Origin of the sequence: Haladaptatus sp. AB618 (genome assembly GCF_024136965.1) — an archaeon.
Classification (GTDB): Archaea; Halobacteriota; Halobacteria; order Halobacteriales; family Haladaptataceae; genus Haladaptatus.
Genome location: NZ_JAMYJX010000001.1, coordinates 1086774 through 1112296 on the forward strand (window position 1 = coordinate 1086774; position 25523 = coordinate 1112296).

Here is a 25523-nt window from a genome sequence, read left to right on the forward strand (position 1 = left end):
CGCAGGGACCGTAATAAATGTTCTTGCGGATTCGAACAACTGTAAGGATTCGTTCAAAATATCGAAACGAATGGCCACTAGATTCGTTGAACCCACGGGTTTGCGTGTTGTTCGGGATAGACACGTACCTCACCGTCGGTTTTGAGGGTCTCGATTTGGCTGCGTGCGTCTTCCCGGTCCATGCCCCCGATGGCGACCGCCGCATCCAACAGCATGTCCATCAGCACGCCGTCGTCCGTGACGGCTTCGCGGTCGCCGCCTTCGGTCTCCATCGCGTCCGTCTCCATCACTCGGAGGTACTCGCGCAGGTCGGACCTTTCACTGAGTTCGTCGTGCCATCGTGGCGGATAGTAGCTGATTCGATTCCCCGGGAGTTCGTAAATGTGGCCGCCCCCGTGCCAGGAATCCTCGCTGACCAGCGCCTCGTCCACCGAGGAGGAAAAGCCCTCGTATCGAAACGTCATCGTGTCCAAATACTCCTCGAACAGTTCGCGCTCGACGCCCGCATCGGTGTCCCAGTGATGTTCCTCGACCAACCGCAACGCCCCGTCCAGCATGATGGTTTGGCGCTGGCTTTCCAACTCCTCGACCAGTTCCTCGTCAGTCGAAGCCATACTAACGCTCACGCCGCATGGCCCCTAAAGAATCCGGCCGATCTATTCGTGCGCCGCGTCCCACTCGGTCGCTTTTCGGAGGTTGCCACACCGATTGCACTCGATTCGACCCATCGAATCCATCGCGTTGTCGAGCGTCTCACAGTTCCCACAGAAGTAGCCGTATCGGCGGTCGAAATCGGGCGAGCGATAGACGACGAAGAAGGGTCCCTTCGATCCGCGAGTCCCATCCGATTCGTTGATGTAGACGGTTTCGTCGTCTCTGGTCGTCGCTGTATTCATCATACACCCTTTGTGGGTCCAGCGATTTAGGGGTGTTGAACATATCGAAGGAATCTTGTCTTCTCCCTGGAACACCTCGCCAATGGCTCTCCGTATCCTCCACTACTCGGACATCGAGAACGTCTACGATGACCCGGACCGGACTGGTCGACTCGCGGGGTGTATCAACGCGAATCGGGACCAACGGACGCTCGTCGTCGGGACCGGAGACAACACCGCACCTGGCGTTCTCTCCCTCGTCACCGAGGGGAAACAGGCACTCTCGTTCTTCGACGCTATCTCGCCCGATTTCGAGACGTTCGGCAACCACGACTTCGATTACGGGATCGACCGAACGCGTGAACTCGTTTGGCGGTCCCCCCAGACGTGGCTCACCGCCAACATACGCGAAGGCGACAATCGATTCGCCGCCGGTGCCGGAACTGCGCAGTACGCCGTTCGGGAAATCGACGGAACGCGGGTCGGATTCTTTGGCGTGACGACGCCCGAGACGCCCTCGATCAATCCGAATACGGAGGGATTGGAGTTCACCGACCCGATCGAGGCCGCGGAAGCGACCGTCTCCCATCTCCGTGACGAGGGCGTCGATTACGTCGTCGCACTCTCCCACCTCGGGCGCTACGACGAGGAACTCGCCGCCGCCGTCGACGTGGACGTGATTCTCGGGGGGCACGTTCACTCCGAACGAATCGAACAGGTGAACGGAACGCTCGTCACCCGTCCCGGTGTCAACGGCCACGTCCTCTTCTCCATCGAACTGGACGACGAACCGTCCGTCAACCGCCACCGCGTTGCGGACGCCCCCCGAGACGAGGACGTGGCCACGATGATGGAAGAACAGAAGGGGGGCTCCGGACTCGATTCCGTCGTCGCCACCGTCTCCACCCCCATCGAGCGAACCGAAACCACGACGTTCCGGGGCGAGAGCAGGATCGGAAACTTCGTCGCCGACGCGTACCGCTGGGCGACCGACGCGGCGGTCGGCCTGCAAAACAGCGGCGGCATCCGCGAAGGCGAACCCCTTTCGGGTGAGGTAACGGTCGGCGACCTCGTGAGCGTGCTCCCGTTTCAGGAACGGGTGGCTGTCGCGGAACTCACGGGAGCGGAGCTCCTCGACGTGCTTCGACAGGCCTACGACCCGACCATCGGTTTCGCCGAACACGACTGGTGGCACGGCCATCTCAGCGGGGTCGAACTCGTCTGGAACCAGGCCGAGCGGGCGGTCGAATCGGCGACCATCGGCGGGGAGACGCTGCTGGAGGATGTCACCTACACCCTCGCAACGACCGAGTACCTCCTCCAGAGCGACCGGGAATTTCCGGCGCTTCGGGAGGAACACCGCACCGAAACCGGAAAGCTACAGTACGAAGTGTTGGCCGACTACGCCCGCCGGTTCGGCATTGAACCGAAGATCGAGGGTCGTATCGCGCGTCGATAGACCCCGGCCAAGGGACCGTCACGAACGGATAGTAAACTTCTCCCCGGTGGGTCGCTTTCGACACCACATGACCCGCGTCCTCGTTCCAGTCCGATACCCGCTGACGGAACACTCGCGTCGAACGCTCTCGGAGGCGCTTCGTGTGGCCGAGGAATACGGTGCGGACCTCACCGTCTTACACGTCAACCTCTATCACCGCGGAAGCGACGTGACGCGAACCGATTTGAAACGAACCGTCGAAAAGGCGTTCGGTCGCGTCACCAACGCGAGATACGTCGTTCGGGACGGGTTTCTGGTGGAGGAGACGATTCTTGACGAGATCGCCGCGACACGTGCTGACATCGTCGTCATCGGCCGCAAACAGGTCGGACGCTGGCGGCGGGCGATCCGTCGACTGGTGGACGATCCGAACATCGAGACCTTCCTCCGCGAAAAGGTGGATTGCGAACTGATTACGGTCGGCTAAGTCAGCGTTCGTCGAATTCGACGGGTGACGGCGTTTCGGTTCGTTCCCGATCGGGTTCCATCGAGACGCGGGCGACGCCGCTCGTGTCGTCGAAGACGAGATGCGAGTGGGGGTAGGCGATTTCCACGTCGGCGTCCTTGAGTTCCTCCCAGATTCGTTCCATGATGTGTGACCGAACCCGGAGCATGTTGTACGGGTCTTTCACCCAGTAGCGGAGTTCGAGCAGGACGCCGTGATTCGCAAAGTCCCGTACCTGTGCGACGGGGTCGCTCGGATAGCGCGCGCTTCCGATGCGGATGTCGGGGCCCGACGCCACCACTTCCGGCGTATCGCGGGCCGCCCGTTCCATGATGGCCCGCGCCTCGTCGAGGTCCCCCTCGTAGGTGACTTGGAGTTGGAGCGATAGCCGGGAGCGGGTGTCCTCGGCGGAGTAGTTCACCACGTCGCGCTCGCGCATCGTCGCGTTCGGGATGACGAGGAACGTGTTTTCGAGCGTGAATATCTTCGTGTATCGGAGCGTGATGTCCTCGACGTAGCCACGGGTTCCCCCTTCCGGCGTGTTGGTATCGACCAGTTCGATGAGGTCGCCGATTTCGTACGGCTGGTCGGCCAGCAGGAACAACCCGTTGATGACGCTCCCGATGATCGGCGCGAGGACGAGACCCACTGTGGCGGAGAACACCGTCACCGAGAGCAGGATGTTCGACGCACCCAACCCGACCTGCGCCGCGGCGGTGCCGACCGCGAGGAACAGGATGATCCCACGGATTACAAGGAGGACCGTCTTCGTGATACTCGGCCTGCGGAAGCGGCGGGCAACCTGTCGGCCGACGAGGCTGACGACCAACTGTGAGACGTACCACCCGAGCAGGAGGAACAGGATGGCGAGAACGACGTTGTTGACGGAGACGTTCGTTGCAACTTCGTGCGCACCGACCTTTCCGAGCAAGTCGGATACATCGTTCACCACCTTTCCGAACGTCGGCATGATGCTCCCGTCTCACCCGACTAAGTAAAACCCCCTCATTTTCCTGTCACACGTGTCGAGACCGGGAGTGATAGCGGCGAAAACTAAGTCACGCCACGACAATTCTGATGTATGACTACCGAATCACGTCGGCCACGCGCCTCGTTCGAAATAAGCCACCACGAAGAACCGAGCGGCACGCTCCTCGCCGGTTTTTCCGAGTTCGGCCTCGCCGGACTGACCGCCGCGAACTATCTCGTCGAGCAACTCGACCTCGAAGAGACGGGTCACGTCACCGCCGAACAGTTGCCCGCGATCACGCCGTTCGAGAACGGCCGTCCCCGACACCACACGCGCCTGTTCTCCCGTCCCGACCTCGACGTGACCATCCTCGTCGGCGAACTGTTCGTCCCGGTCTGGGCCGCCGATCCGTTCGCCAGCGCGATCCTCGACTGGACCGCGGAAAACGACGTCGAGGAGATAGGCATCCTCTCCGGCATCCCGGTCCCTCACGGTCCCGACGAGCACCGCGTCTTCTACATCGCCACCCCGGATTACCACGCCGAACACCTCGAAGGCACGGGGCTCCCCGGCATGGGTCGTGGCTTCCTCGACGGCGTCAAGGCCACGCTCGTCGCCCGCGGCCTCGATTCGACGCTCGCGACCGGCGTGTTCGTGACGCCCGTCCACGCCCAAACCCCGGACGTGGAAGCCGCCCTTCGCCTCATCGACGCCGTCAGCGACGTGTACGACCTCTCGGTCGATACCGAACCGCTCGAATCCTTCGCGGACGAAGTCGGCGAGTACTACGCCGAACTCGCCGAACGCGTCGAGTCGGCAGGCGAGGCCGAACGCCCGGACGACCGGATGTATATGTAGACCCACCTTTTTATTGCGAGGGTCGCGCAGCGACCCTCGATAAAAATCTGGACCAAAAGCACGGCGTCACCCCGCTTCCGTCGCAGGAAATGGCGAGTAAAACTCGCCGTCCCCGCTCCGTCGGGGGTTCCTTGGCCCGCTCGCAGAGCGAGCGGAGAGAACGCTTGCGCTTGGAATGGACGGGCCAGCCTATCGCTTCGCTGGCGATGAAAGTTGGACAAGCGACCACCGGCACAATCGCCCAAATCAGCCGGTGACACAACCGTGGAGACCAGCATCAGTTCCGGAAAATCTCCGATTTTCCGGGCCGACGACTGAAACGAAATCGTTCGAAAATCGAAGATTTTCGTGATGACGAGAGAGCTTTGCTCTCTCGAACCATGAAGGAGGAGCGCTTTTGGTCCAGATTTTGCCAGGAAGTGCGGTAACGCCGCGCTCCCGCAGCAAAAGGTGGAATCGAAAAGGTGGGTTCTATAATCCTCCGTAGTTTTTCGTTTCATAATGAGCTCCGACGACCTCTATCTGACCCTCGAACGAGTCGGAGAACGGTTCAGCTTGGGGGAGTACGAAATCGATGCGTACCTCACGGTACTCGAACACGGACGACTGACCGCGAGCGAAATCGCGGAACACACCGACATCCCGCAACCGCGGGTGTACGACACCGTCCGAAGTTTGAGCGACCGGGGACTGGTCGAACTTCGTGAATCCCGGCCGATGAAGGTCATCGCCATCGACCCCGAGGAAGCCTTCTCCGACGTCCAATCGTCGCTCAGCGACATGATAACCGAACTCGAAGACCGCTACACGGCACCGGCGCGGGACACCGAAGCCGTCTCGCTGGTCAAATCGCGTTCGACCATCCTTCGCTACCTCGAAGACGTCATCGAATCCGCGGAGTACGAACTCGCGCTGTCGCTGACGCCCGACCTCCTCGACCGGTTCGAGGACGACCTGAAAGCCGAAATCGACGACGGGGTGAGCATCGAGTTGCTCATCACGCCCGCGTCCGAAGCGCGCGACCCGGAGGAATACGACTACAGTGCCGTGGCGACGACCGCTCGTGCCCGTCGCGGTATCACGACGCCCGTCATCGCGGTCGCCGACGGGGAGTACTCGATGTACGCCACGCAGGACGCCCTGCGCGACGACCGCGACCGCTACGGCGTCATCTTCAACCGCTCGGCGCTGGGATTCCTCGTGTCCGGGTTCTTCGGCACGGTCCTCTGGACGACGGCCGAACGGACCCTCTCGGAGGACGCCGAGAGTCGCACGTTCCCGCGACGCTATGCGTCCATCCGTCGGTGCGTCAAGGAGATTCAGGGATTGGAAGGCGACTTTTACGCGACGATCAAGGGGCGGGACATCGAATCCGGTCACGACCGTGTCGTCCGCGGAAAAGTTGTCGGTCTCTCCTTCGAAGGCGGCGAGCGCGTCGCCGGGATGTCCGTCGAGACGGAGAGCGGTGTCGTCACCGTGGGTGGGCAGGTCGCCGCGCTCGAGGACATCGAGGCACACGAAATCCGGATCGGGACGGACGAACCGCCGGAGTACGAACGTTAGAACGTAAACACGCGCTGGTCGCAGTCCGGACAGGCCAACACCTCGTCCGGCGGGGCGAGGGGGCTCGAAGTTCCGCTGCCACAGCAGTTGTCTGCGCTCGTTACTTCGAGCGGTGCGTCACACACCGGACAGTCGTTCAGGAACGCGCGGAGTGCCGAGGCCGATTGCACCCGAACGTCCGGGTCGATGTCGTACTCGTCGAGCGCCCGCGTCGCCGCGACCTCCGCAATCGCGACCGGACGGGAGAGCCACCGTTCGTTCTCTATCTCGTCCCCGTCGGTCGTGACGACGATGTATTCGTCGTCGTTGACGCTTTCGGTCGTGACGAGCGACGGCGACGCGTTTCGGACGGCCGTCCCGAGGTTTCCGGACCGGAGGGTCGTCATCTCGTCGCGCCAGTCGGTGCGGAACCCTTCGTCCAGATGGAGACTCTCGCCGACGGCGTGAACGATGCCCGCATCGAGGAGCGCGGAGAGCGCACGTTCGCCGACGTCTTCGTCGGTTTCACCGGCCAGCGACCCCGTCTCAGCCGGTGGCTGTGGCTTCGGCGAGAGTCGGGCGGCTAGCTTCGGCGCGATTTGTGGCGTTCCGGGGACCAAATAGCCTCGGAGGGCGATCGCCGCTCCGCCGACGATGCCGACGGCCGAGGCGACACCGAGGCGGCGTGTTCGCTTTCCGGGATAAAACTTGATCACGCCCGCGCACGCGGAAAGGAGAATGATAGCATTGAGCACGGTACACGGCCAACACCGATTCTCACCCGTGTACTCCGGCTTTCGAAGTTCGTCCAACATTGGCGAGGGATTCGAACGCGGGGCGTTTGAAGGTTCGGGAGGTGAGTCGGGAATCGACCCCGACGTATTTCGCCCACAGTTCTTTACCCGAAGTCGGAGTAGAAAGCTAGCGATGACCGAGATGCAGTACACGAAACTGGGGAGCACGGGTCTCGAAGTGTCGCGGCTCTGTCTGGGCTGTATGAACTTCGGGAGCGAATACGAGTGGATGATGAACGACGAGGCGGCCAGCCTCGATCTCATCGACCGGGCGCTGGAGATGGGCATCAACTTCCTCGACACCGCGAACGTCTATTCCCACGGCGAAAGCGAGGAGATCGTCGGCAAGGCCATCGAGGGGCGCAACCGCGACGAACTCGTGATCGCCACGAAGGTGTTCGGCGGGATGGGAGAGTACCCGAACGGGCAGGGACTCTCTCGGAAGCATATCCTCGACCAAGCGGAGGCCAGCCTCGACCGACTCGGGACGGACTACATCGACCTGTATCAGATCCACCGCTGGGACGAGACCACGCCGATCGATGAGACGCTCTCGGCGCTCGACCACCTCGTCGAGACGGGGAAAGTCCGCTACATCGGTGCGAGCACGATGGCGGGGTGGCAGTTCACGAAAGCCCTGTACCGAAGCGACATCGAGGACTACGAGCGCTTTACCTGCATGCAACCGGAGTACAACCTCGTGGACCGCCACGAGGAGGAGAACCTCCTGCCCGTGTGTGACGCGGAAGGCGTCGGCGTCATCCCGTGGTCGCCGCTTGGTGGCGGGTTCCTGACCGGGAAGTACCACCGTGACGAGGACGTTACCGAAGGACGAGCGACGAGCGACGAGTACACCGAGGAGCGGTTCACCGACGAGAACTGGGCCGTGTTGGGCGAGGTACGGGCCATCGCCGAGGAAAAAGGCGTCTCGGCCGCGCAGGTCAGTCTCGCGTGGTTGCTCCACAAGCCCGTCGTGGATTCGCCCATCATCGGTCCACGAACGGAAGACCACTTGGTCGAGAACATCGAGTCACTCGACGTTTCGCTCTCGGACGAGGAACTGGAGCGACTCGAATCACCGAAATCGCCGGTGTGGTCCCGCGAGATCGCCAATATCTGATACTTCCTCTATCGAAATCCGATGGGATTCCGTTTTACCGGTCGAAAGTCAGTCGTGACCGTCACGAAATGGTCAAAGAACACCACGATCGGAATATAAAGGCGGGGGGAGCGCCACCGCTCGTGTTACGTTTCGAAGGCATTCGAACCGCCTACCGTCCCCCTTTTTCACGTGATTTCGCCGATATATGATGATTATCGGCCATAAATGGTTTTAGTCATTCGAGATACAAGCAACACGAACGTGATACATCGTGTATAAAAAATCTAACAACGGCTGTAGTCAATCGCACCAAAGTTATAAATGGGGCAGTTCCGTCTTACAAAAGTATGGTGGGTGTTAACGACCATGATAGAGATCGCCGGCGGGACGGCGTCTCCCGGCGGACTTTCGTAAAGGCCGTCGGAGTCTCCGGAACCGCCGCCGGTCTCGCTGGCTGTACCAGTCGCGGACAGTCGGCCAACTCCAACGTCGTCAAATGGGCCGCCGATTCGGACGCGGCCGATCAGCAAAAGCCAATAAACGATGCGCTCCACAAGGCGGGTCTATCGAAGGATATCCACGTCGAGATCCTTCCCGGTTCGAGCAATACCGACGTCCGTCAGGCCCAGTATCAACGGTGGCTCTCGGCGGATCTGGCCGAACCGGACATGTTGATGATGGACAGCGGTTGGGCGCTGACGTTTATCGCTCGGAGGCAAGTGATGAACCTCTCGGAAAACCTTCCGGAGAACTTGACCAAGAAGGTGAACAAGGACTACTTCCAGGCCAGCGTCCAAACGGCGAAATCCAACGACGACGACCTGTACGCGATACCGATCTTCCCCGATTTCCCGACGATGCAGTATCGAAAGGACCTCGTGAAGAAGGCAGGGTTCAGCCCCGACAAGGAGAAGTGGGCGACGAACTCGGTTTCGTGGAAGAAGTTTTCCAAGGTCGTCAAGAAGGTCAAAGAGCAGAACGATCTGAAATACGGATTTACCTTCCAAGCGGACCTATACGAAGGGCTTTCCTGCTGTGACTTCAACGAGTTCATGACCTCGTGGGGCGGCGCGTTTTTCGGCCCCCACGACAACCTGTTCGGCCCTATCGGTAAACGCCCCGTGACGGTCGCCGAAGACCCCGTCATCAAGTCCATCAAGATGATTCGGACGTTCATTCACGGGTCGAATGCATCGGGCACCCTGCAGGGATACGAAGGCGGTATTTCACCGACCGCCGTGCTTTCGTGGTCCGAGGAGACCTCGCGTGCGCCGTTCACCAACAAGCAAGCGGTCGCACACCGCAACTGGCCGTACTCCATCGTCATCAACGGGGCAGACGACGTGTTCGGCAAGGACCTCGGCGTTATGCCGATTCCGTACGGCGTCAAGCCAAACGAGGCGAAGTACAAGGGAACTGGCGGCCCCGCTGCCGCTCTCGGTGGATGGCATATGGTTGTCAATCCGAACACCCCGAAGCGAAAGCAGACCTTCGAGGTCATTCGGGCGATGATGCAACCGTCGGTCAAACTGAAGCTGTTCCAGATCCTCGGGTGGATCCCGCCGGAACCGCAACTGCTCAAATCGAAGCAGGCGAAGCAGGTTCCGGTCATCGGCAGATACGTGAATCAACTCCGTGTCGCCGGGCAGAACGCGGTTCCACGACCGGTCACGGCGGTCTGGCCACAGGAATCAGGAAAGATCGCTCAGCAGGTGCACGCGGCGTACGCCAACGAGGCCTCGCCGGAATCCGCGATGTCCACCCTGAAAAGCCAGTTGAGCCAAATTGAAAACTACAACAAGTAATCATGGCAACTGAAGAACCAACGGAACACGGATTGCGGGAGCAGCCACGATCCGGTGCGTATGCGAGCGCAGTTCGCTGGATAGAGAGCTTGAGCGAGACGCAGTTCGCCTACCTCCTCTTGATTCCCGCGTTGCTGTTGCTCGCCGTCATCGCGTTCTGGCCGCTCCTGCGTACGTTCGAGATGTCATTGCATGCAGACAGCATTCGCGGTGCGTCCCAACTCGGCGGGTTCGTCGGATTCGAAAACTACGTGAACCTGCTGACGGGGAAACTCGATACGGTCGCCTTACCGCAACCGTTCATCGACCTCAGTTCACCGTTCAAAAGCGCCCTTATCGTCACGTTCATCTTCACCATCGTGAGCGTCATCTTCGAGACCATCATCGGTTTCGGGCAAGCGCTCGTGTTGGACCAGGATTTCCGTGGACGGCGCTGGGTTCGGGTGGCGATCATCCTCCCGTGGGCGGTTCCCATCGTCATCCAAGGAATGATCTTCTACCTGCTCTTCCAACCGGGAATCGGGTTCGGGGCGGACATCCTCCACAACTTGTTGGGCTACTCGACGACGCCGCTGGTCAACAGTCCCGAGGCGTTGTCGATCATCATCGTGGCCGACGTGTGGAAGACGACGGCGTTCATGGCCCTGCTCATCCTCGCCGGACTCCAGAGTATCGACCGGAGCCTCTACGACGTGGCGAAGGTCGCTGGCGCGTCGAGGTGGCAGCAGTTCCGGATGATCACCCTGCCGCTCGTCTTCCCGACCGTGATGGTCGCGATGTTGTTCCGCACCATCGCGGCGATGCGGATTTACGGGCTCATCCAGACCATGTCCGGGTGTACGACCGTCCCCTCGCTGTCCTGTCTCGTCGTCACGACGTTCAGCGTCCGGCGGTACGGGACGGCGTCCGCGATCGCGTTCGTCACGGCGGCCATCATCGGCATCGTCGTGACCGTGTACATCGTGAAATTCCGCGAGAGCGCAGGAGGGATCTAGAATGGCGCAAGCCGATGAAACGACGGCCGATGGGGACCAGCCATCGGGGCTGATCAACCGGTGGGCGCAAGGGTCGATGCAGAATCCGGACAAGACCTACCGCGGGTTGTTCTACCTCGTCATGGTGTTCTTCCTGTTCACCACGCTGTTCCCGCTCTACTGGTTGCTCGTCATCGCGCTGACGCCGAGCAATCAGATCTCCGACATGGGATTGGCTCCGAAGGGGTTCAATCTGCACGTGTTCGTGGAGATATTCCAGCGCTTACCGTTCCATGTCTTCATGTTCAACAGCTTCGTGCTCGCGCTGGTGACGACGATCATCGTGTTGGTGCTCGCGAGCCTCGCGGGCTACGTGTTCGGGCGACTCGACTTCCCCGGCCGTGGGCCGCTGATGTTGCTCATCCTCGCGATCTCGTACTTCCCACCGGCGGCGTTCCTCATCCCGCTGTTCCAACTGTTCACGGGGAACGTGAGCATTCTCGGGCTGAGCCCGCCGATGCTCTACAACACGCCGGGAGCGCTGTTGCTCCCCTTCAGCGCCCTGTTCATGCCGCTCTCGATATTCATCCTGACGACGTTCTACGCCCAAATTCCGGACGGGTTGGAGGACGCCGCGCGAATCGAGGGCACCACGCGACTGGGCGCGCTGTTCCGCGTCATCATCCCGCTGTCGGCACCCGGCGTCGCCACGGCGGGCGTGCTAACGTTTATCAACGTGTACAACGAGTTCTTCTTCTCGTACCTGATGACGGACGGACAGGCGAAACACTGGGCACCACTTCTGTGGGGCATTCTGGGCTACCAGGGCCAGTACGCATCGTTCTACAACCTCATGGCGGCGGCGAGCATCGTGGGCATCCTGCCCATCGCAATCCTCGTCGTCATCGCGCAGGAGAAAATCGTCAGTGGACTCACCTCTGGCGCACTGAAGGAGTGATACACAATGGGTGAAGTTAACTTAGAACACGTTTCGAAACAGTACGATGATGTAACGGCAGTCGACGACATGAATCTGGAGATCAAGGACGGCGAGTTCATCACGCTCGTCGGCCCGTCGGGCTGTGGAAAATCCACGACCCTAGAGACCATCGCCGGTCTCACGATTCCGACGGATGGGACGATTTCCATCGCCGGACGGGAGGTAACGACCCTCCCGCCGAAGGACCGTGGCATCGCCATGGTGTTCCAGAACATCGCGTTGTTCCCGCACATGGACGTGTACGACAACATCAGCTTCGGGCTTCGGCTCCGGAAGTACGATACGGACGAGGTGGACCGCCGGGTGGACCGGGCGGCCGAAATCGTCCAACTCGAAGGCATGCTCGACCGGATGCCGGACGAGATGTCCGGCGGCCAACGGCAGCGTGTCGCCATCGCGCGCGCCATCGTCCGTGATCCGGAAGTGTTCCTGATGGACGAGCCGCTGGCGAACCTCGACGCCAAACTGCGCGTTCACATGCGGACCGAACTCCAGCGGCTTCAGAAGGAACTCGACGCAACCATCATCTACGTCACGCACGACCAGGCGGAGGCGATGACGATGTCCGACCGCGTCGCGGTTATCAATCAGGGGGAACTCCAGCAGTTCGATCCCCCGCTCGTCTGTTACAACGAACCGAAGAACCTGTTCGTCGCTGGGTTCATCGGCTCGCCGAGCATGAACTTCGTGGAGGGAACGATCGACGCGAACGGGTTGGCGACGGAGGATTACCACGTCCAGTTCGACCCCGGCCAACTCAGCGGTGTCGCGCCGGACGACGAGGTGACGATGGGGGTCCGTCCCGAAGACGTGCACCTCCTCGACGATGCTGACGACGTGGCGAACCCCACGGATACCATCTCGGCCCGGACGGACGTGCTCGAACCGATGGGCGACGAGATCTTCGTCTACTTGCTGACGGGTGGCGCGAGTTCGGAGGGAATGGACGCCGAAGCGGACGATTCCCACCAGCTCCTGATGAGCGTAGACCCCGACAAGGACATCGAAACAGACCAGGAAGTGGAGGTCGTCCTTGACCGGGAACGTATCCATCTGTTCGATACGGAGACCGGCGACGCCATCGCACACGGACTGGAGTTCGCCTCGGTCGGAACGGGGGCCACCGGCACGGAAGCGGAGGGGGACGACTGAGATGGTGACGGAACTCGGTTGGTTCTACCTGGGCGCGGGTACGTTCCTGTTCTTCTTCTGGGCGTACGGCATCGCGTCGTTCGTCTTCGACGTGAAGAACAAGATCATTCCCGGTATTCGAGGACTGCTCGCGGACCGGAAAGACAGAAAAGCGGAGGAAGAGCGTGAGCGCGAACGCGAAGAAAAGAAACAGCAGTTGTATTGACGTGCGCCCGTTTACCCACCCGAGTTCGTCTCGACCACGGCAAAAACTGCCGAAGAACCTCTCCGTCACGGCGGAGTGGCACGACGAAAGGAAAAGAATAACACCGTCTCACCGGTGAGCGGTAACTATGAGTGCCAGTGAGCCGGTTCGAGTTGGGTTCGTCGGTCTCGGAAATATTGGACATTATCACGCCGACCGCGTCACTGACTTACGCCACGAAATCGTCGGTGGTGTCGATATCAACCCCGACGCGCGCGCCCGATTCGCCGAGAAATACGACACCCGCTCGTTCGAGAGCTACGAGGAACTGTACGAGTCGGACATCGACGCCGTCGTCGTCACGACGCCGAACAAATTCCACGAGGAGTACGCCATCTCCGCGCTCGACTCGGGGCTCGACGTGCTTTTGGAAAAGCCGCTCGCTCACACGCTGGAGAGCGCGGAGCGCATCGCGGAGGCGGCCCGCAACGCTGAGGGGTTCTGTATGGTCGGCTTCCACAACCGCTTCCGGACCCCCGTCGAGGTCATCAAAGGCTATCAGGACGAGGGTCGCTTCGGGAAGACGCGCCACGTCGAAGCCAACTACATCCGACGCCGTGGCATCCCCGGCCGTGGTTCGTGGTTCACGAACCGCGACGTCGCAGGCGGCGGTGCCCTCATCGACATCGGCGTTCACGCCATCGACCTCGCGCTTCACCTCCACGACTTCCCGAACGTGAAGGAAGTCAGCGGCGAGGTACGCTCGCAGTTCGGTGACCGAGACGACTACACGTACCTGGAAATGTGGGGCGACGACACGGACTCGGGCGCGTTTACCGTCGATGACTCCGTGACCGCGTTCATCCGTTGTGAGGGCGGCAAGACCATCTCGCTCGAAGTCGCGTGGGCCGCGAACCGCTCGTCGAGCGAGGAGTACTTCGTCCGCGGCACCGACGCGGGCGCGAGCTTCGACAAGCACGACGACTCGCTCACCATCTACGAGACGAGCATGGTCGGGTCCGACCACTTCTCGGACACCAACGTCAAAACCCGGCAGGAGGACGCCCACAAAGCCGAACAGCGCGTCTTCTTCGAAGCGGTTCGGGACAACGTCGCACCGAAGATGAACACCATCGAACAGGCTCTCACGGTCCAGCGCGTCATCGACGCCGTCTACCGCTCGTCACAGGACGAGAAAGCAGTCCAGTTGGACTGAGTTATCGAACCCATCGAAGCCATTTTCCGTGTTGTTCGTAGGCGAGTAGCCGTCGGTACTCCTCGCCGTCGAACCAGTTGAGCGCGAAGGCACCCTCCCACTCGTCGGCGGATTCGTGGCCGGACAACCAGTGGAGCGGTCGTCCTTCCGCGGCCGCTTCGATACGCACCCGGAGTCGGTCCTGTGCCGTTTCCGGGAGTTGATACCGCATCTGCGTGTCGAACACGCAGACCGGCACGTCCGACGGAATCCCCGCGAGAACGTCGGGGAGTTCCTCGACCGCGTCTCCCTGCCGAAATTCGGGCGGATGCTGACGCGCGACGTTCGTGGCCCCCCGGAGGAGTCGATGACGGTCCTCGTGTTCCGGCCAGACGAGCGCTCGAAGCCAACGAGCGTCCGTTTCGTCCCGCACGTCGAGCGGGTTCAGGTCGATGCCGATGCGGGAGGCGACTCGTGGAAACTCGTCCGGGAGCGGTGGGGACCGTTCGCTCCTGATTTCCGTGTCGAGGACGCACTCGCCGGTGCCGTACCGCCCGGCGTCACCGTAATCGTAGACGTACCGGTCCCAACAGAGGTTGAGGCCGCCGCTGGGCCCGAGTTCGATCAGTGCGAGCGGTTCGCCGCCGACTCGATTCGCGATGTGAGAAAACGCCGGAAAGAGTGCGGTACAGCGCCGAACCGCGTTCGTCTGCGTTCTACGATTTCGCAAGAGAGGAAGCAGTTCGTCCTCGTGTTCGGCGCAAAACTCTCGGAACGCGGGGAACGGGTCGGCAGTTTTGGGGTCGTCCGTGACGCTCGGATAGAAGTCGGCCAGCGGGTGGGAGACGCCGCCGAGCAGGTGCCAGTGAACCGCGGCGAACAGGATGTTCGGCGTGCCGCGCTTCGGCGGGATTTCCTCGGCGAGCGAAAGCAGATACGGGTCGTCGGCGACGCCACGCGCCAGTTTCTCGTACAGGGGCGACGTTCCGACACACCAGTCCGCGAACCACTCGAACTCCTCGGCGAGACTCATATGGGAAACGATTGGAGACTCGGAGTGTAAGCGTTGCCACCAAAATTTTATTCTCGAACGGGGTAATCGTTCATAACATGGACATCGGCGTTCACACACCACCACTGTACGGCGAATCGCTCGAAGACGCGCTCGAATATCTGAACGACATCGGCGTGGACGCCATCGAACCCGGCGTCGGCGGCTTCCCCGGCGACACGCACCTTCCGCGCGACGAGTATCTGGGCGACGAGGACGCACAGGCGGAACTCCACGACCTGCTCGCCGAGCACGACATGCGCATCAGCGCGCTGGCGACGCACAACAACCCGATACACCCGGACGACGAGACGGCCGAGGAGGCGGACACGGAACTCCGCGAGGCCATCGAACTCGCCGACCAGTTGGACGTCGGCACCGTCACCTGCTTCTCCGGCCTGCCCGCGGGCGGCCCGAACGACGAGTACCCGAACTGGATCACTGCGCCGTGGCCCCCGGAGCACGCCGAGGCGCTCGAATACCAGTGGGAGGACGTGGCGATTCCGTACTGGCAGGAACTGGAGGCGTTCGCCGATGACCACGACGTCGACCTCGCAATCGAGATGCACCCGAACATGCTCGTCCACGAACCCGCCGGAATGCTCGAACTTCGCCAGGCGACGGGCGAGCGCGTCGGCGCGAACTTCGACCCTAGCCATCTCTACTGGCAGGGCATCGACGTTCCCGAGGCCATCCGCCTGCTCGGCGAACACGACGCCATCCACCACTTCCACGCCAAGGACACGAAGGTGTACGAGTCCCAAGCCCGCTACAAGGGCGTCCTCGACACCACACCGTACACCGACGAAGCGGACCGCTCGTGGCTGTTCCGCTCGGTCGGCTACGGCCACGGCGAGGGCCACTGGAAGGACATCGTGAGTGCCCTCCGCCTCGTGGAGTACGACGGCGCGCTCTCCATCGAACACGAGGACTCGCTCACCAGTTCGCGCGAAGGGTTGGAGAAGGCCGTCGAGTTGCTCCAGCGTGCCGTCTTCCGCACCACGCCCGGCGACGCCTACTGGGCGGAATAACTCACAACACCTCGACGAGCGGTTCGGGATACAGCGTCTCCCCTCCCTCGGAAAATGCAGTCGGCTGTTTCCAGACGCACTCGATTTCTTCGTCCAATTCTGCTTCGTAGCCCGAGAACTCGTCCTCCTCGTACGGCCACGACTCCGCGATTTCTGCTTCGTAGACGCGCCACACTTCGTGCTGTTTCTGTCCGTCGGTCGTGAACACCTCTTCGTACGTTCCGAACTCCCGAACGTTCGAGAGCGAGACGCCCAACTCCTCGTCGAACTCGCGGTGGAGGGCGTCCTCGCTGTGTTCGCCGAACTCGACGCCGCCGCCGAGCGGGTAGTAAAACGGATCACCGTTCGGGTGGCAGTCGCGTGCGACGAGGAGTTCTTCGAGGTGAGAGTTTTCGTCGTGGCGGTTTTTTCGGTGAATCAGACCGCGCGCCGAGACGCGGATGTGTCGTTCGGGCATGGGATTCGGTACGAGTGTTGGCTACATGGTGAGTCTATCGAAACCCGAGGGCTCTGTCTCGTCAATTTCGCTCCAACGAGTTTTTGATGGTTTTGTGATTGCAGCAACTACGAACAGGATCCAGAAAGCCCCCGCCCGTTCGCGCACCGCGTGGTCGTCTCAGTGACCGCTCTCGGTGAAGCGAGTGAAACGAGCGAAACCGAGATGTCGCTGAGCGACCGCGAGCGTGGCGGGGGCTTTCGAGGTGGTCTGCTTCTCAGGAACTGCACTCACAGACGAAGCAAAACAGCGGTTCCGATATATCTCTCTCCTCGGTAGCTCTTTTCAGTACAATTCAGTTCGAAATAGTATCTCTCAGTCCCTCATCGAGTCCAACTCGTCTCCCCGAATTGCCGCTTGTCCCATTCCCGTCCATCCTTGCCCTAGCCATCAAACACTAAGCCCCTTCCCGCAGAATTGAAACCCGATCATGACACTGAAAATCGGTGTGTTGGGGTATCGATTCATGGGGAAGGCTCACGCCAACGCCATGGCCCGACTGCCAATGTTTTTCCCGGACGCGCCGGATATCGAACGCCACACGCTCATCGGCCGGAACGAGGAGGCACTCGCGGAGGCCGCCGAGCGATTGGGATTCGAACACACCAGTACGGATTGGGAGGAGGTAATCGACGAGGTGGACGTGTTCTACAACCTCGGGCCGAACTTCGTTCACGCGGAACCGTCCATCGCGGCGCTGGAGGCGGGCGTTCCCGTCCTCTGTGAGAAGCCGCTCGCGGCGGACCTCGCGAACGCGGAGCGGATGGCCGACGCCGCGGAAGCGGCGGGCGTGCCGACCGCGACGGCGTTCAACTATCGGTACATCCCGGCGATTCAGTACGCAAAGAACCTCATCGAGGACGGCGAACTCGGCGAGATTCACCAGTTCCGCGGCCGCTACCTACAGGATTGGCTGGTGGACCCCGACGCGCCGTGGTCGTGGCGCAACGACGAGGAACTGGCGGGGAGCGGCGCGCTCGGCGACCTCGGCGCGCATACCATCGACCTCGCGCGTTTCCTCGTCGGCGACGTGGAACGCGTGTCCGGCCACCTCCGGACGTTCGTTGACGAGCGTCCCACCGAAGACGGAAGCGAGACCAAACCCGTCACGGTGGACGACGCCTACTCCGCGCAGGCCGAACTAGAAGGAAACGTCATGGCGACGTTCGAGGCCTCGCGGTTCGCCGACGGGCACAAGAACGACCACTCCATCGAGATTCACGGCTCGGAGGGCAGCCTGAAGTTCTCGCTCGAACGGCTCAACGAACTGGAGGTCCTACGCGGCGACGACCGCGGCTACGAGACGGTTCTCGTGACCGACGAGTCCGACCCGTATATCGACCACTGGTGGCCGCCGGGCCACGTCATCGGGTGGGAACACACGTTCGTCCACGAGGACTACGAGTTCCTCACAGCAGTGGAATCAGGAGAGGAGTACCGTCCGAACTTCGACGATGGGCTGGAGATTCAGAAGGTGCTGGACGCTATCGAGCGAAGTGACGAGAGCGGCGAGTGGGTCGCCGTCGAATAGGATTCGTTTTCTAGTTCAGTACTCCCACGTTCCCTCGTCGGTGACGACGGAGCTAAGGAGGTTGGTCGGGGTAGCGTCGTAGGCCGGGTTGGCGACCGTGAAGCCCTCGGCCGGTTCCCGGATGACCTCGCTGCCGGAGCGAAAGTCGTTCTCGAAGCGGAACGCCTCGCCGACGATTTTCGCGCTGGACCCGACGGAAGTGACCGGGACTCCGACTTCGTTCGCGGTGGCGACGAGCGGGAAGGTCCCGACGCGGTTGTAAAGGGTTTCGTCCACGATGCAGTCCATGCCGGTGAACACGCGGTCACACTCCGGTAGGTAGTGACCGGCGGCGCTGTCGATGATGAGTGTCACGTCCACTTGGTCGACTTCGCCGAGCACGCGGGCGGTCTTCCGTCCGAGATAGCGTGGACGGGCTTCCATGACGTACACGTCGAGGTACGCACCGTTCGCTACGGCGGTTTCGACGGCTTCCAGCACGGTGGAGGAGTAATCGTGCGTCAGCAGCGTCATGCCGTCCTTGAACAGCGGCGCGGCGTTCTCGGCGGCACGGCGCTTGGCGGTCATGACCTGTTCGACGACGCTGTCGATGGCCGCTTGCATGTTCTCCTTTGCCTGTTCGACCGACTCGTTGTCCGACTCCGTGACCATCGTCACGATTGCACGTTGGGTCGTGACGAGCGACGCGTGGGAGGGGTTCGCCCGGCGGAGCACGCTGCTGTTGTGGTCGAGCGCACGCTCGAACTCCTCGACCGTCTCGAAATCGCGGTCGTTGAGGTCCGAGAGCGCCCTCGCTGCCTTGACCGCGACGGTCGAGGAGCTGTGTGTCTGCATCTCCTGTATCTCCTCGACTGTCTCGTCTATCATGACCTAACGAAGTTCGTCGGGCTACAAGATTGTTCTGGGTCTGCGGTTGGCGGTCGTTCCGGGTCTGCGGTCGATGGTCGTTCCCGACCTCGGTTTGACGATCGTCCCGAGTCGGCAGTGATGACGTTTGGAGGGGGTTCCGCCCGCCCACAACGACGTTCGATTTCACCAGGGTCGAAGTTGACAACTAAATTGGGCGAACGGTTTACATTCGCCGGACGCTAACCGATTCCCATGACCGTTCCCGTTCGATACTACTGCCCCCACTGCGGTGCGATTGCGACGCTCGAACGCCGAGCCAATCTGGCCGACAAATCGGTGACTGCCGACCCGCTGGACGGATGGACGTACGCCAACGCCTACGACGACTTCGAGGACGCGGACGGCGTCGAAATCGTCTGTGGAGCGAGCGAAACCGACGACGATGGCTGTGGCGAACTGTACTACCTCAACTTCATCCGATACGAAAACGGGGAGGAACTCGAACCACAGGTGCCGCTCCGCCCCGAAGACGCTCCGAACTTCGACTTTCGGACGTAGTGGACACGGATCCCGTTCTCACTCGTGCACGTTGAGGTGAAACCCCCACTCGTACGTCCTCCCGGCGACGGTGTACTCGTCCTCGAACCGATAGCTTCCAGACGGATAACAGGACTCCATCGCTTCGTGGGTCAACACCGACCACTCGACGTGTGCCCCCTCGCCGGGGTCGAACCGGCGATTCTCGGTTGCAGTCCCACCGTAGGACAGCTTCGACCACCAACACCCGTCGTGATGGTCCCCCGGATCGGCCTCGTATTTGAGAACGAGTTTCGAGCCGTCGGCCGCGATGCCGAGGGTGTCCGCGAACGGGGCGGGGTAGCTGAACCGAAACGACCGGGGCTCGTCGCCCGTGTATTCGAACCGAACTCGGATTCGTGCCGGATGTTCCGCCGTGGATTCGGAGCGTAGATCCGCCGAGAGCGTGGCAGGGAGGTTCTCGGGAACGGAGTCATTGTCGATCGTAAATCGGGATTCCCCCCGTGTATCGTGGAGAATATTCCCCAAACAGCCTGCCGTCACACTCGTCCCCAACGTGCTCAGCAACGCTCGTCGTCGCATATGTCAACACTATTGTCTTCCTGTGTATCAATATCTTTTGATTGGTGAATGGAGTATTGAACCTACCACTCGATGGGTGGCATTATACCGGTCGAGTCACCCCTTGATGTTGCAGACTGGCACGGTCCGTGCGACTTTGTCGCCGATTCCGAGCGCGTCGGACACCCGAACGACTTCGTTCACGTCCTTGTAGACGCCCGGTGCTTCCTCGGCGACCGTCGCACCACTCTGGGCTTTGACGAAGATTTGCTCTCCCGCCAATTCCTCCCGAACGTCTTCGCCCCAGTACTCCCGCTTGGCCTGTGTGCGACTCATCACACGACCCGCACCGTGTGCGGTCGAGCCGAAACTACGCTCCATCGACGCTTCGCCGCCGCGAAGCACGTAACTTCCCGTCCCCATGCTGCCGGGGATGATGACGGGTTGGCCGACATCGAGATACGCGCCCGGTACCTCGGGATGTCCCGCCGGAAACGCCCGAGTCGCGCCCTTCCGGTGGACGAACAGTTCTCGCTCCTCGCGGTCGACGGCTTCGTCGTCTCCCACTGGTCGGCCCTCCGGCCCAACCCCCACGACGTGTGTCTCCTTCTTGGCGATGTTGTGGGCCACGTCGTACAGCAATTCCATGTCCATCGCTTGCCACGGGCGGTCGAACACGTCCTCGAACACCTCCCGCGTCCGATGCATGACCAGTTGGCGGTTCACCCACGCGAAGTTGATGGCCGCACCCATGGCCGCGTAGTACTCCTCGGCGAGTCGGCTTCCGGCCGGTGCCGCGGCGAGTTCCTTGTCCGGAAGCCGCGACAGCAGGTCGGAGTGCGTTCGCTCGATCTTTCGCAGGTAATCCGTACAGACCTGGTGACCCAACCCCCGACTGCCGCAGTGGATGAGAACGACGATTTGCCCTTCGGACAGTCCGTACGCCTCCGCAACGTCGTCGCGGAACACGTCCGCCACGCGCTGGACTTCGAGGAAGTGGTTGCCGCTGCCCAGACTACCCAACTGGTTTTTCCCGCGATTTTTCGCCTTCTCAGAGACGGCTGCCGGGTCGCTCTCCTCTCGAACCCCCTCGTCCTCGCAGTGTGCGAGGTCGGCGTCCGTCGCGTAGCCCTCCTCCAGCGCCCACGCCAGGCCGCGGTCCAGCACCTCGTTGACCGTGTCGATTCCTGCCTCCACGACACCACCGCCGCCCAATCCGGACGGAATCGCGTCGAACAGTTCCCCCACGAGTTCCTCCTCGTGGCCGCGCACGTCCTCGGCCGTCAGGTTCGTCCGCATCATCCTGACACCGCAGTTGATGTCGTAGCCGACCGCCCCCGGCGAGATACAGCCGTTTTCCGCGTCGATTCCGGCGACACCACCCACCGGAAAGCCGTACCCTTGGTGTCCGTCCGGCATGCAGACCGCGTACTTCACCACTCCCGGTAGACTGGTCGCGTTCTGCAACTGCTGGAGCGTCTTGTCCTCCGCTATCTCGGCGAGCAGTTCCTCGCTGGCGAGGACGCGAGCGGGCGTCCCCATCCCTTTCCCCTGTGGAATCTCCCAAACGTACTCTTCCACCTGTTCGAGCGTGATTTCCCCCGCGGTGTACGTTTTCATACGTAGGATGTTCGGGAGCGACCGCCGAAGCTATTTCGGGGACCGTGGTGGGGACATCGATCGTGAGTTGGCATTCCGGTTCGTCTCGGTGGGTGTGACTTCCGGAGTGGGGTTTGGAAGAATCTCACCCGCTCGTTACGAAGAGGGATATCCGGGTTTTCCGGGAGAGCAATTACCGAACCCTACCATCCCGCGTTCGAACACGAAACCGACCCCCGCTACACGTCGAAGACGACGTAGGCGTGCCAGCCGTCGTCGGTCTCCTCGATCGCCATTTCGGAGTAGGTGACGGCTTTGATCTCCCGTGCGCCGAGTCCGGCGAGCGGGACGCCGCGTGCGCTGCCGGTGAGTTCCCACTTTCCGTTTCCGTCGCCACCGAAGGTGACATCGTTATCGACCGGGAGAACCTCCCGAACGTCGCGCTGGTAGATGAGTTCGTCCAGGTAATCGAAGAGGAGTGCTTCCCGGTTTTCGGCGCGTACCTCGATATCGAACCGCTCTCCCATCGCTGGAATTTCGTCCTCGTCCAGCATGGCGGCCGCCATGCCGTCCGCGGTGGCCGCGAAGGCGGCCGAAAGCGTGGCACCGGTCGCTTCGACGCCGACATCTGCGGTGTGATCGCGGAGTTCGTAGCCCATCGTGTACCCTTCGGTCGCTGTCAGTTTCAGCGTTGTCACTCCGCACGCCCGCTGGATTTGTATGCCGGTGGAATTATATTTGTTTGCCTATTACTGCCACAGAGTGAGTGTGAATATCGACACGCGCGTCGTCGGGCCGGGCGACAATCGCTACGTCGGGGAGGCGTGGCAGCTGAAGGAACGAATCCGGCAGGAGGAGGGCGTGCTGAAGCAACGACGTGGGTTTTTCACGGACGCGTATCGACGCTCGACCGTTTACTGTTACGTCACCGAGGGCGACGAGGGCGACCAGTTGGTCGGGTTTGCGGCGGCGCGACGCGACGGCTACATACTCTTTCTCGCGGTCGAACCCGAGTTCCGGGGCGAGGGATTCGGCCAGCGACTCGTCGCCAAAGTCGCGGACAACCACGCGTCCGTCACTTGCCACGCACGAACGACGAACGAGAACGCGCTCGACTTCTACCGCCACCTCGGCTTCGCCGTCGAGCGCCGTATTGACAACTATTATGAGGACGGCGGCGACGCCTACTACCTCCGCTTGGGAGAGGAGGAGAGTATCGCCAAGCGTCTCTCGGATTTCATGCGTAACTAGCGGCCGCGCGTTGTAACGAATACGGATCGTCGAACACCATCCAAAAGCAACTGCTCCATCCAAAGAAACAACGCTTTAATCGGGTGGGTGTTTCATGAACGTACGATGGAAGAGCGGACGCGAGCGTATCTGCGAGGCCGGTTCCGTGATCACTACCGAGCGGTAGCGCCGGAACTCCCGCCGGATGCCGACGAACGCGAGTGGGGCTACATTCCATGGACTGCCGGGTCCGGCACGACCATGGTTCGGCACAACTCCCTGCTCGATTTGGGCACCCTCGGCGGCTTTCTCGAACGCGAACGTCCGCGCCACGTCTATTTCTCCGCCGGGCGCTATCACGACCCCGGCGCGGGGACGATGGAGGCAAAGCGTTGGCGGAGTGCGGACCTCGTCTTCGACTTGGACGCCGACCACCTGCCGGGCGTCACCGAGGAAACGTCCTACGCCGAGATGCTCGCGCGGTGTAAGGACGAACTGCTCGACCTGCTCGACATCCTCGAAGGGGACTTCGGCTTCGAGGACCTGACGGTCGTCTTCTCCGGTGGTCGGGGATATCACGTTCACGTCCGGGACGAGCACGTCAAAGGATTGGATCGCGAGGGACGGCGCGAGGTTGTCGATTACGTGATGGCGAACGAAATCGAGTTCGAATCGTTGGTGCAGACCGAAACGGTCGCCGGACTCGGCCTGAAAAACCCGACCCAAAAGCGAACCCTCCCGACCGAGGGCGGATGGGGTGGCCGGGTTCACGAACACGTCTGTACGTTCGTCGACGAACTCCTCTCGATGGACGAAGCCGATGCGCTCGACCGATTACAGGAGTACGACGGCATCGGGTCCGGAAAGGCACGGGGCGCGTACAACGCCGCGAAGAACAACCGCCGTGAGATCGAGCGCGGCAACGTGGACGTTCACCCCGCCTTCTACCAGTTGGCGAGAATCCTCGCGGACGAGGTGTTCGCGGCCGAAAGTGCGGCGGTGGACGAACCCGTCACGACCGACACCCACCGACTCATTCGCCTGCCGGGAAGCCTCCACGGCGGCAGTGGCTTGGCGGTCAAACGAATTCCCCGCGACGAACTGACGGACTTCGATCCGCTTCGGGACGCGATTCCGGAGACGTTCACGGCCGACGAGGTGATGGTCGAACTGCCGTCGGAGACACAACTTTCGCTCCGGGGCGAAAGCTTTAGGCTCCCGGCGGGCAATATATCGATTCCCGAATACGTCGCCATCTTTCTTATGGTGCGTGACCGGGCAGAAAAGGGGAAAGAATGAATCTCGACGAACTCCGCAGTGTGCAGAGTAAGGAGCGTTCGAAGGATAGCTTACAGCATCTGCGCGAGTCGTTTTACAGCGACGTCGGCGAGTACATCCGCGGCCTTCGCGAGGAGCGCGAGCGGGCCGCCGAACGGGCGAGTGACCCGTTCGATTCCGACGAAGTCAATCGGTTGACCGACGAAATACAGACCGCCGAGGAGGTCGTCGAGGCGGTGTACGAACGCCGCGTCGGCAAGGTCGTCAAACGTGCGAGCCTCGCCGCGGCCGGGATTCCGGCCGACGAGGAAGGACTGACCAGCGAGGAGCAGGTGTTGTTTTCGGATCTCGTGGGACGGATCGAGTCGAACAAGACGACCGTCCTCGACGTCCTGTCGGGCGAGGGATCCGCGTCTACCGAACCGTCGACGACCGAATCCGGAACCCAGACCCAAAATCAACGTGCGTCCCCAGTGGACTCCGAACCGACGTCGGAATCGGACCCAGAATCGGCTTCCGACGACCGTCCGAACGCAGAAGCGGCCGCGATCACGGGCGACGACGAATCGGGTGAGTCCGAACCGGCGTCGCCCGCACCGAGCGCTCGGGAACCCGAACCGACGGCGACGGAAGCCGACGGTAGCGCAACGGTCGCGCCGGATAGCGCGGATGCACGCCCCGATAATCCCTCGAATGCACCGGAAACGAGCGCATCCGAACCGGAGTCGAGATCCGAACCGGAACCTGCAGAGGAATCGGAACCCGACCTCTCGGACGACCGGACCATGGTCCGCATCACGCAGGACGTCGGCTCGATTCTCGGCGTCGACGAGCGCGAATACGACCTTTCGAGCGAGGACGTGGTCGCGCTCCCGACCCAGAACGCCGGGCCGCTCATCGAGCGCGACGCGGCCGAAAAACTCGACTGAATTCGGTTCCTCCTTCGACTGTTCGATTTTAAGAGGT

General features: G+C 61.7%; 27 protein-coding genes. 17 read left to right on the forward strand and 10 right to left on the reverse strand.

The window, feature by feature from the left end:
- Nucleotides 1–77 precede the first annotated feature (77 nt).
- Both NKF26_RS05805 and NKF26_RS05810 read right to left on the reverse strand, forming a co-directional pair.
- Nucleotides 78–614 carry a hypothetical protein gene (locus NKF26_RS05805; RefSeq protein WP_253227274.1) on the reverse strand — a complete coding sequence of 179 codons (537 nt, stop codon included), beginning with the start codon at nucleotides 612–614 and terminating at the stop codon, nucleotides 78–80.
- Nucleotides 615–656: 42 nt separating this feature from the next.
- Nucleotides 657–896, reverse strand: a complete 240-nt coding sequence (locus NKF26_RS05810) for a DUF5816 domain-containing protein (RefSeq protein ID WP_253227275.1) — start codon at nucleotides 894–896, stop codon at nucleotides 657–659.
- An 82-nt stretch (nucleotides 897–978) separates the two neighbouring features.
- Here NKF26_RS05810 and NKF26_RS05815 point away from each other — a divergent pair, with 82 nt between their 5' ends.
- Both NKF26_RS05815 and NKF26_RS05820 read left to right on the forward strand, forming a co-directional pair.
- Nucleotides 979–2334 (forward strand): bifunctional UDP-sugar hydrolase/5'-nucleotidase, encoded by a 1356-nt coding sequence (locus NKF26_RS05815; RefSeq protein ID WP_253234085.1) that lies wholly within the window; start codon nucleotides 979–981, stop codon nucleotides 2332–2334.
- Between the two features lie 67 nt (nucleotides 2335–2401).
- Entirely contained in the window at nucleotides 2402–2800 is a 399-nt protein-coding gene (locus tag NKF26_RS05820; protein WP_066145484.1) for a universal stress protein, read from the forward strand.
- A 1-nt stretch (nucleotide 2801) separates the two neighbouring features.
- On the opposite strand, the gene NKF26_RS05825 is transcribed toward NKF26_RS05820, so the two are convergent.
- Nucleotides 2802–3788 carry a mechanosensitive ion channel family protein gene (locus NKF26_RS05825; RefSeq protein ID WP_253227277.1) on the reverse strand — a complete coding sequence of 329 codons (987 nt, stop codon included), beginning with the start codon at nucleotides 3786–3788 and terminating at the stop codon, nucleotides 2802–2804.
- 111 nt (nucleotides 3789–3899) lie between these two features.
- On the opposite strand from NKF26_RS05825, the gene NKF26_RS05830 reads away from it, so the two are divergent.
- The gene (locus tag NKF26_RS05830) at nucleotides 3900–4646 is read left to right on the forward strand and encodes a proteasome assembly chaperone family protein (protein ID WP_253227278.1); all 747 of its coding nucleotides are present in this window, start codon (nucleotides 3900–3902) and stop codon (nucleotides 4644–4646) included.
- 501 nt (nucleotides 4647–5147) lie between these two features.
- The gene (locus tag NKF26_RS05835; RefSeq protein ID WP_253227279.1) at nucleotides 5148–6209 is read left to right on the forward strand and encodes an HTH-type sugar sensing transcriptional regulator TrmB; all 1062 of its coding nucleotides are present in this window, start codon (nucleotides 5148–5150) and stop codon (nucleotides 6207–6209) included.
- On the opposite strand, the gene NKF26_RS05840 is transcribed toward NKF26_RS05835, so the two are convergent.
- Nucleotides 6206–7003 carry a hypothetical protein gene (locus tag NKF26_RS05840; RefSeq protein WP_253234086.1) on the reverse strand — a complete coding sequence of 266 codons (798 nt, stop codon included), beginning with the start codon at nucleotides 7001–7003 and terminating at the stop codon, nucleotides 6206–6208. The genes NKF26_RS05835 and NKF26_RS05840 overlap by 4 nt on opposite strands.
- A 112-nt stretch (nucleotides 7004–7115) precedes the next feature.
- On the opposite strand from NKF26_RS05840, the gene NKF26_RS05845 reads away from it, so the two are divergent.
- The 7 genes from NKF26_RS05845 (at nucleotide 7116) to NKF26_RS05875 (ending at nucleotide 14415) form a co-directional block, all read left to right on the forward strand.
- Nucleotides 7116–8102, forward strand: coding sequence for an aldo/keto reductase (locus NKF26_RS05845; RefSeq protein WP_303647118.1), 987 nt, complete (start codon nucleotides 7116–7118; stop codon nucleotides 8100–8102).
- 329 nt (nucleotides 8103–8431) lie between these two features.
- The gene (locus NKF26_RS05850; RefSeq protein ID WP_253227281.1) at nucleotides 8432–9889 is read left to right on the forward strand and encodes an extracellular solute-binding protein; all 1458 of its coding nucleotides are present in this window, start codon (nucleotides 8432–8434) and stop codon (nucleotides 9887–9889) included.
- A 2-nt stretch (nucleotides 9890–9891) separates the two neighbouring features.
- The gene (locus NKF26_RS05855; RefSeq protein ID WP_253227282.1) at nucleotides 9892–10884 is read left to right on the forward strand and encodes a carbohydrate ABC transporter permease; all 993 of its coding nucleotides are present in this window, start codon (nucleotides 9892–9894) and stop codon (nucleotides 10882–10884) included.
- A gap of 1 nt (nucleotide 10885) precedes the next feature.
- Nucleotides 10886–11821 (forward strand): carbohydrate ABC transporter permease, encoded by a 936-nt coding sequence (locus NKF26_RS05860; RefSeq protein ID WP_253234087.1) that lies wholly within the window; start codon nucleotides 10886–10888, stop codon nucleotides 11819–11821.
- Between the two features lie 6 nt (nucleotides 11822–11827).
- A complete protein-coding gene (locus NKF26_RS05865) occupies nucleotides 11828–13015 on the forward strand; it encodes an ABC transporter ATP-binding protein (protein ID WP_253234088.1) in 1188 nt (395 codons plus the stop codon).
- Between the two features lies 1 nt (nucleotide 13016).
- Nucleotides 13017–13220 (forward strand): hypothetical protein, encoded by a 204-nt coding sequence (locus tag NKF26_RS05870; protein WP_066145511.1) that lies wholly within the window; start codon nucleotides 13017–13019, stop codon nucleotides 13218–13220.
- 127 nt (nucleotides 13221–13347) lie between these two features.
- Entirely contained in the window at nucleotides 13348–14415 is a 1068-nt protein-coding gene (locus NKF26_RS05875) for a Gfo/Idh/MocA family protein (RefSeq protein WP_253227285.1), read from the forward strand.
- Nucleotide 14416: 1 nt separating this feature from the next.
- On the opposite strand, the gene NKF26_RS05880 is transcribed toward NKF26_RS05875, so the two are convergent.
- On the reverse strand, nucleotides 14417–15427 hold the full coding sequence (locus NKF26_RS05880) for a DUF2332 domain-containing protein (protein ID WP_253234089.1): 1011 nt from the start codon (nucleotides 15425–15427) through the stop codon (nucleotides 14417–14419).
- Nucleotides 15428–15504: 77 nt separating this feature from the next.
- On the opposite strand from NKF26_RS05880, the gene NKF26_RS05885 reads away from it, so the two are divergent.
- Entirely contained in the window at nucleotides 15505–16476 is a 972-nt protein-coding gene (locus tag NKF26_RS05885) for a sugar phosphate isomerase/epimerase (RefSeq protein ID WP_253227287.1), read from the forward strand.
- A 1-nt stretch (nucleotide 16477) separates the two neighbouring features.
- Here the strand turns inward: NKF26_RS05885 and NKF26_RS05890 are convergent, their stop codons facing one another.
- On the reverse strand, nucleotides 16478–16933 hold the full coding sequence (locus tag NKF26_RS05890; protein WP_253227288.1) for an NUDIX hydrolase: 456 nt from the start codon (nucleotides 16931–16933) through the stop codon (nucleotides 16478–16480).
- A gap of 469 nt (nucleotides 16934–17402) precedes the next feature.
- Between NKF26_RS05890 and NKF26_RS05895 the strand changes: the two genes are divergently transcribed.
- The gene (locus NKF26_RS05895) at nucleotides 17403–18503 is read left to right on the forward strand and encodes a Gfo/Idh/MocA family protein (RefSeq protein WP_253227289.1); all 1101 of its coding nucleotides are present in this window, start codon (nucleotides 17403–17405) and stop codon (nucleotides 18501–18503) included.
- 15 nt (nucleotides 18504–18518) lie between these two features.
- Here the strand turns inward: NKF26_RS05895 and NKF26_RS05900 are convergent, their stop codons facing one another.
- Nucleotides 18519–19370, reverse strand: coding sequence for a translation initiation factor eIF-2B (locus tag NKF26_RS05900; RefSeq protein WP_253227290.1), 852 nt, complete (start codon nucleotides 19368–19370; stop codon nucleotides 18519–18521).
- A 234-nt stretch (nucleotides 19371–19604) separates the two neighbouring features.
- Here NKF26_RS05900 and NKF26_RS05905 point away from each other — a divergent pair, with 234 nt between their 5' ends.
- Nucleotides 19605–19910, forward strand: a complete 306-nt coding sequence (locus tag NKF26_RS05905; RefSeq protein ID WP_253227291.1) for a hypothetical protein — start codon at nucleotides 19605–19607, stop codon at nucleotides 19908–19910.
- 18 nt (nucleotides 19911–19928) lie between these two features.
- Here NKF26_RS05905 and NKF26_RS05910 read toward each other — a convergent pair whose 3' ends face one another.
- From NKF26_RS05910 to NKF26_RS05920, 3 genes are all read right to left on the reverse strand, one after another.
- Nucleotides 19929–20471 (reverse strand): hypothetical protein, encoded by a 543-nt coding sequence (locus NKF26_RS05910; RefSeq protein WP_253227292.1) that lies wholly within the window; start codon nucleotides 20469–20471, stop codon nucleotides 19929–19931.
- A gap of 96 nt (nucleotides 20472–20567) precedes the next feature.
- Complete coding sequence (locus NKF26_RS05915; protein ID WP_253227293.1) at nucleotides 20568–22070, reverse strand: RtcB family protein; 1503 nt, start codon at nucleotides 22068–22070, stop codon at nucleotides 20568–20570.
- A gap of 218 nt (nucleotides 22071–22288) precedes the next feature.
- Nucleotides 22289–22708 carry an archease gene (locus NKF26_RS05920; RefSeq protein ID WP_253227363.1) on the reverse strand — a complete coding sequence of 140 codons (420 nt, stop codon included), beginning with the start codon at nucleotides 22706–22708 and terminating at the stop codon, nucleotides 22289–22291.
- Nucleotides 22709–22811: 103 nt separating this feature from the next.
- On the opposite strand from NKF26_RS05920, the gene NKF26_RS05925 reads away from it, so the two are divergent.
- The 3 genes from NKF26_RS05925 (at nucleotide 22812) to NKF26_RS05935 (ending at nucleotide 25486) form a co-directional block, all read left to right on the forward strand.
- Entirely contained in the window at nucleotides 22812–23300 is a 489-nt protein-coding gene (locus NKF26_RS05925; RefSeq protein WP_253227294.1) for a GNAT family N-acetyltransferase, read from the forward strand.
- Nucleotides 23301–23405: 105 nt separating this feature from the next.
- Nucleotides 23406–24578, forward strand: a complete 1173-nt coding sequence (gene priS, locus NKF26_RS05930; protein ID WP_253227295.1) for a DNA primase small subunit PriS — start codon at nucleotides 23406–23408, stop codon at nucleotides 24576–24578.
- Nucleotides 24575–25486: a hypothetical protein gene (locus NKF26_RS05935; RefSeq protein ID WP_253234090.1), complete on the forward strand. Its 912-nt coding sequence runs from the start codon at nucleotides 24575–24577 to the stop codon at nucleotides 25484–25486. Before priS ends, NKF26_RS05935 begins: the two co-directional genes overlap by 4 nt.
- Nucleotides 25487–25523 lie beyond the last annotated feature (37 nt).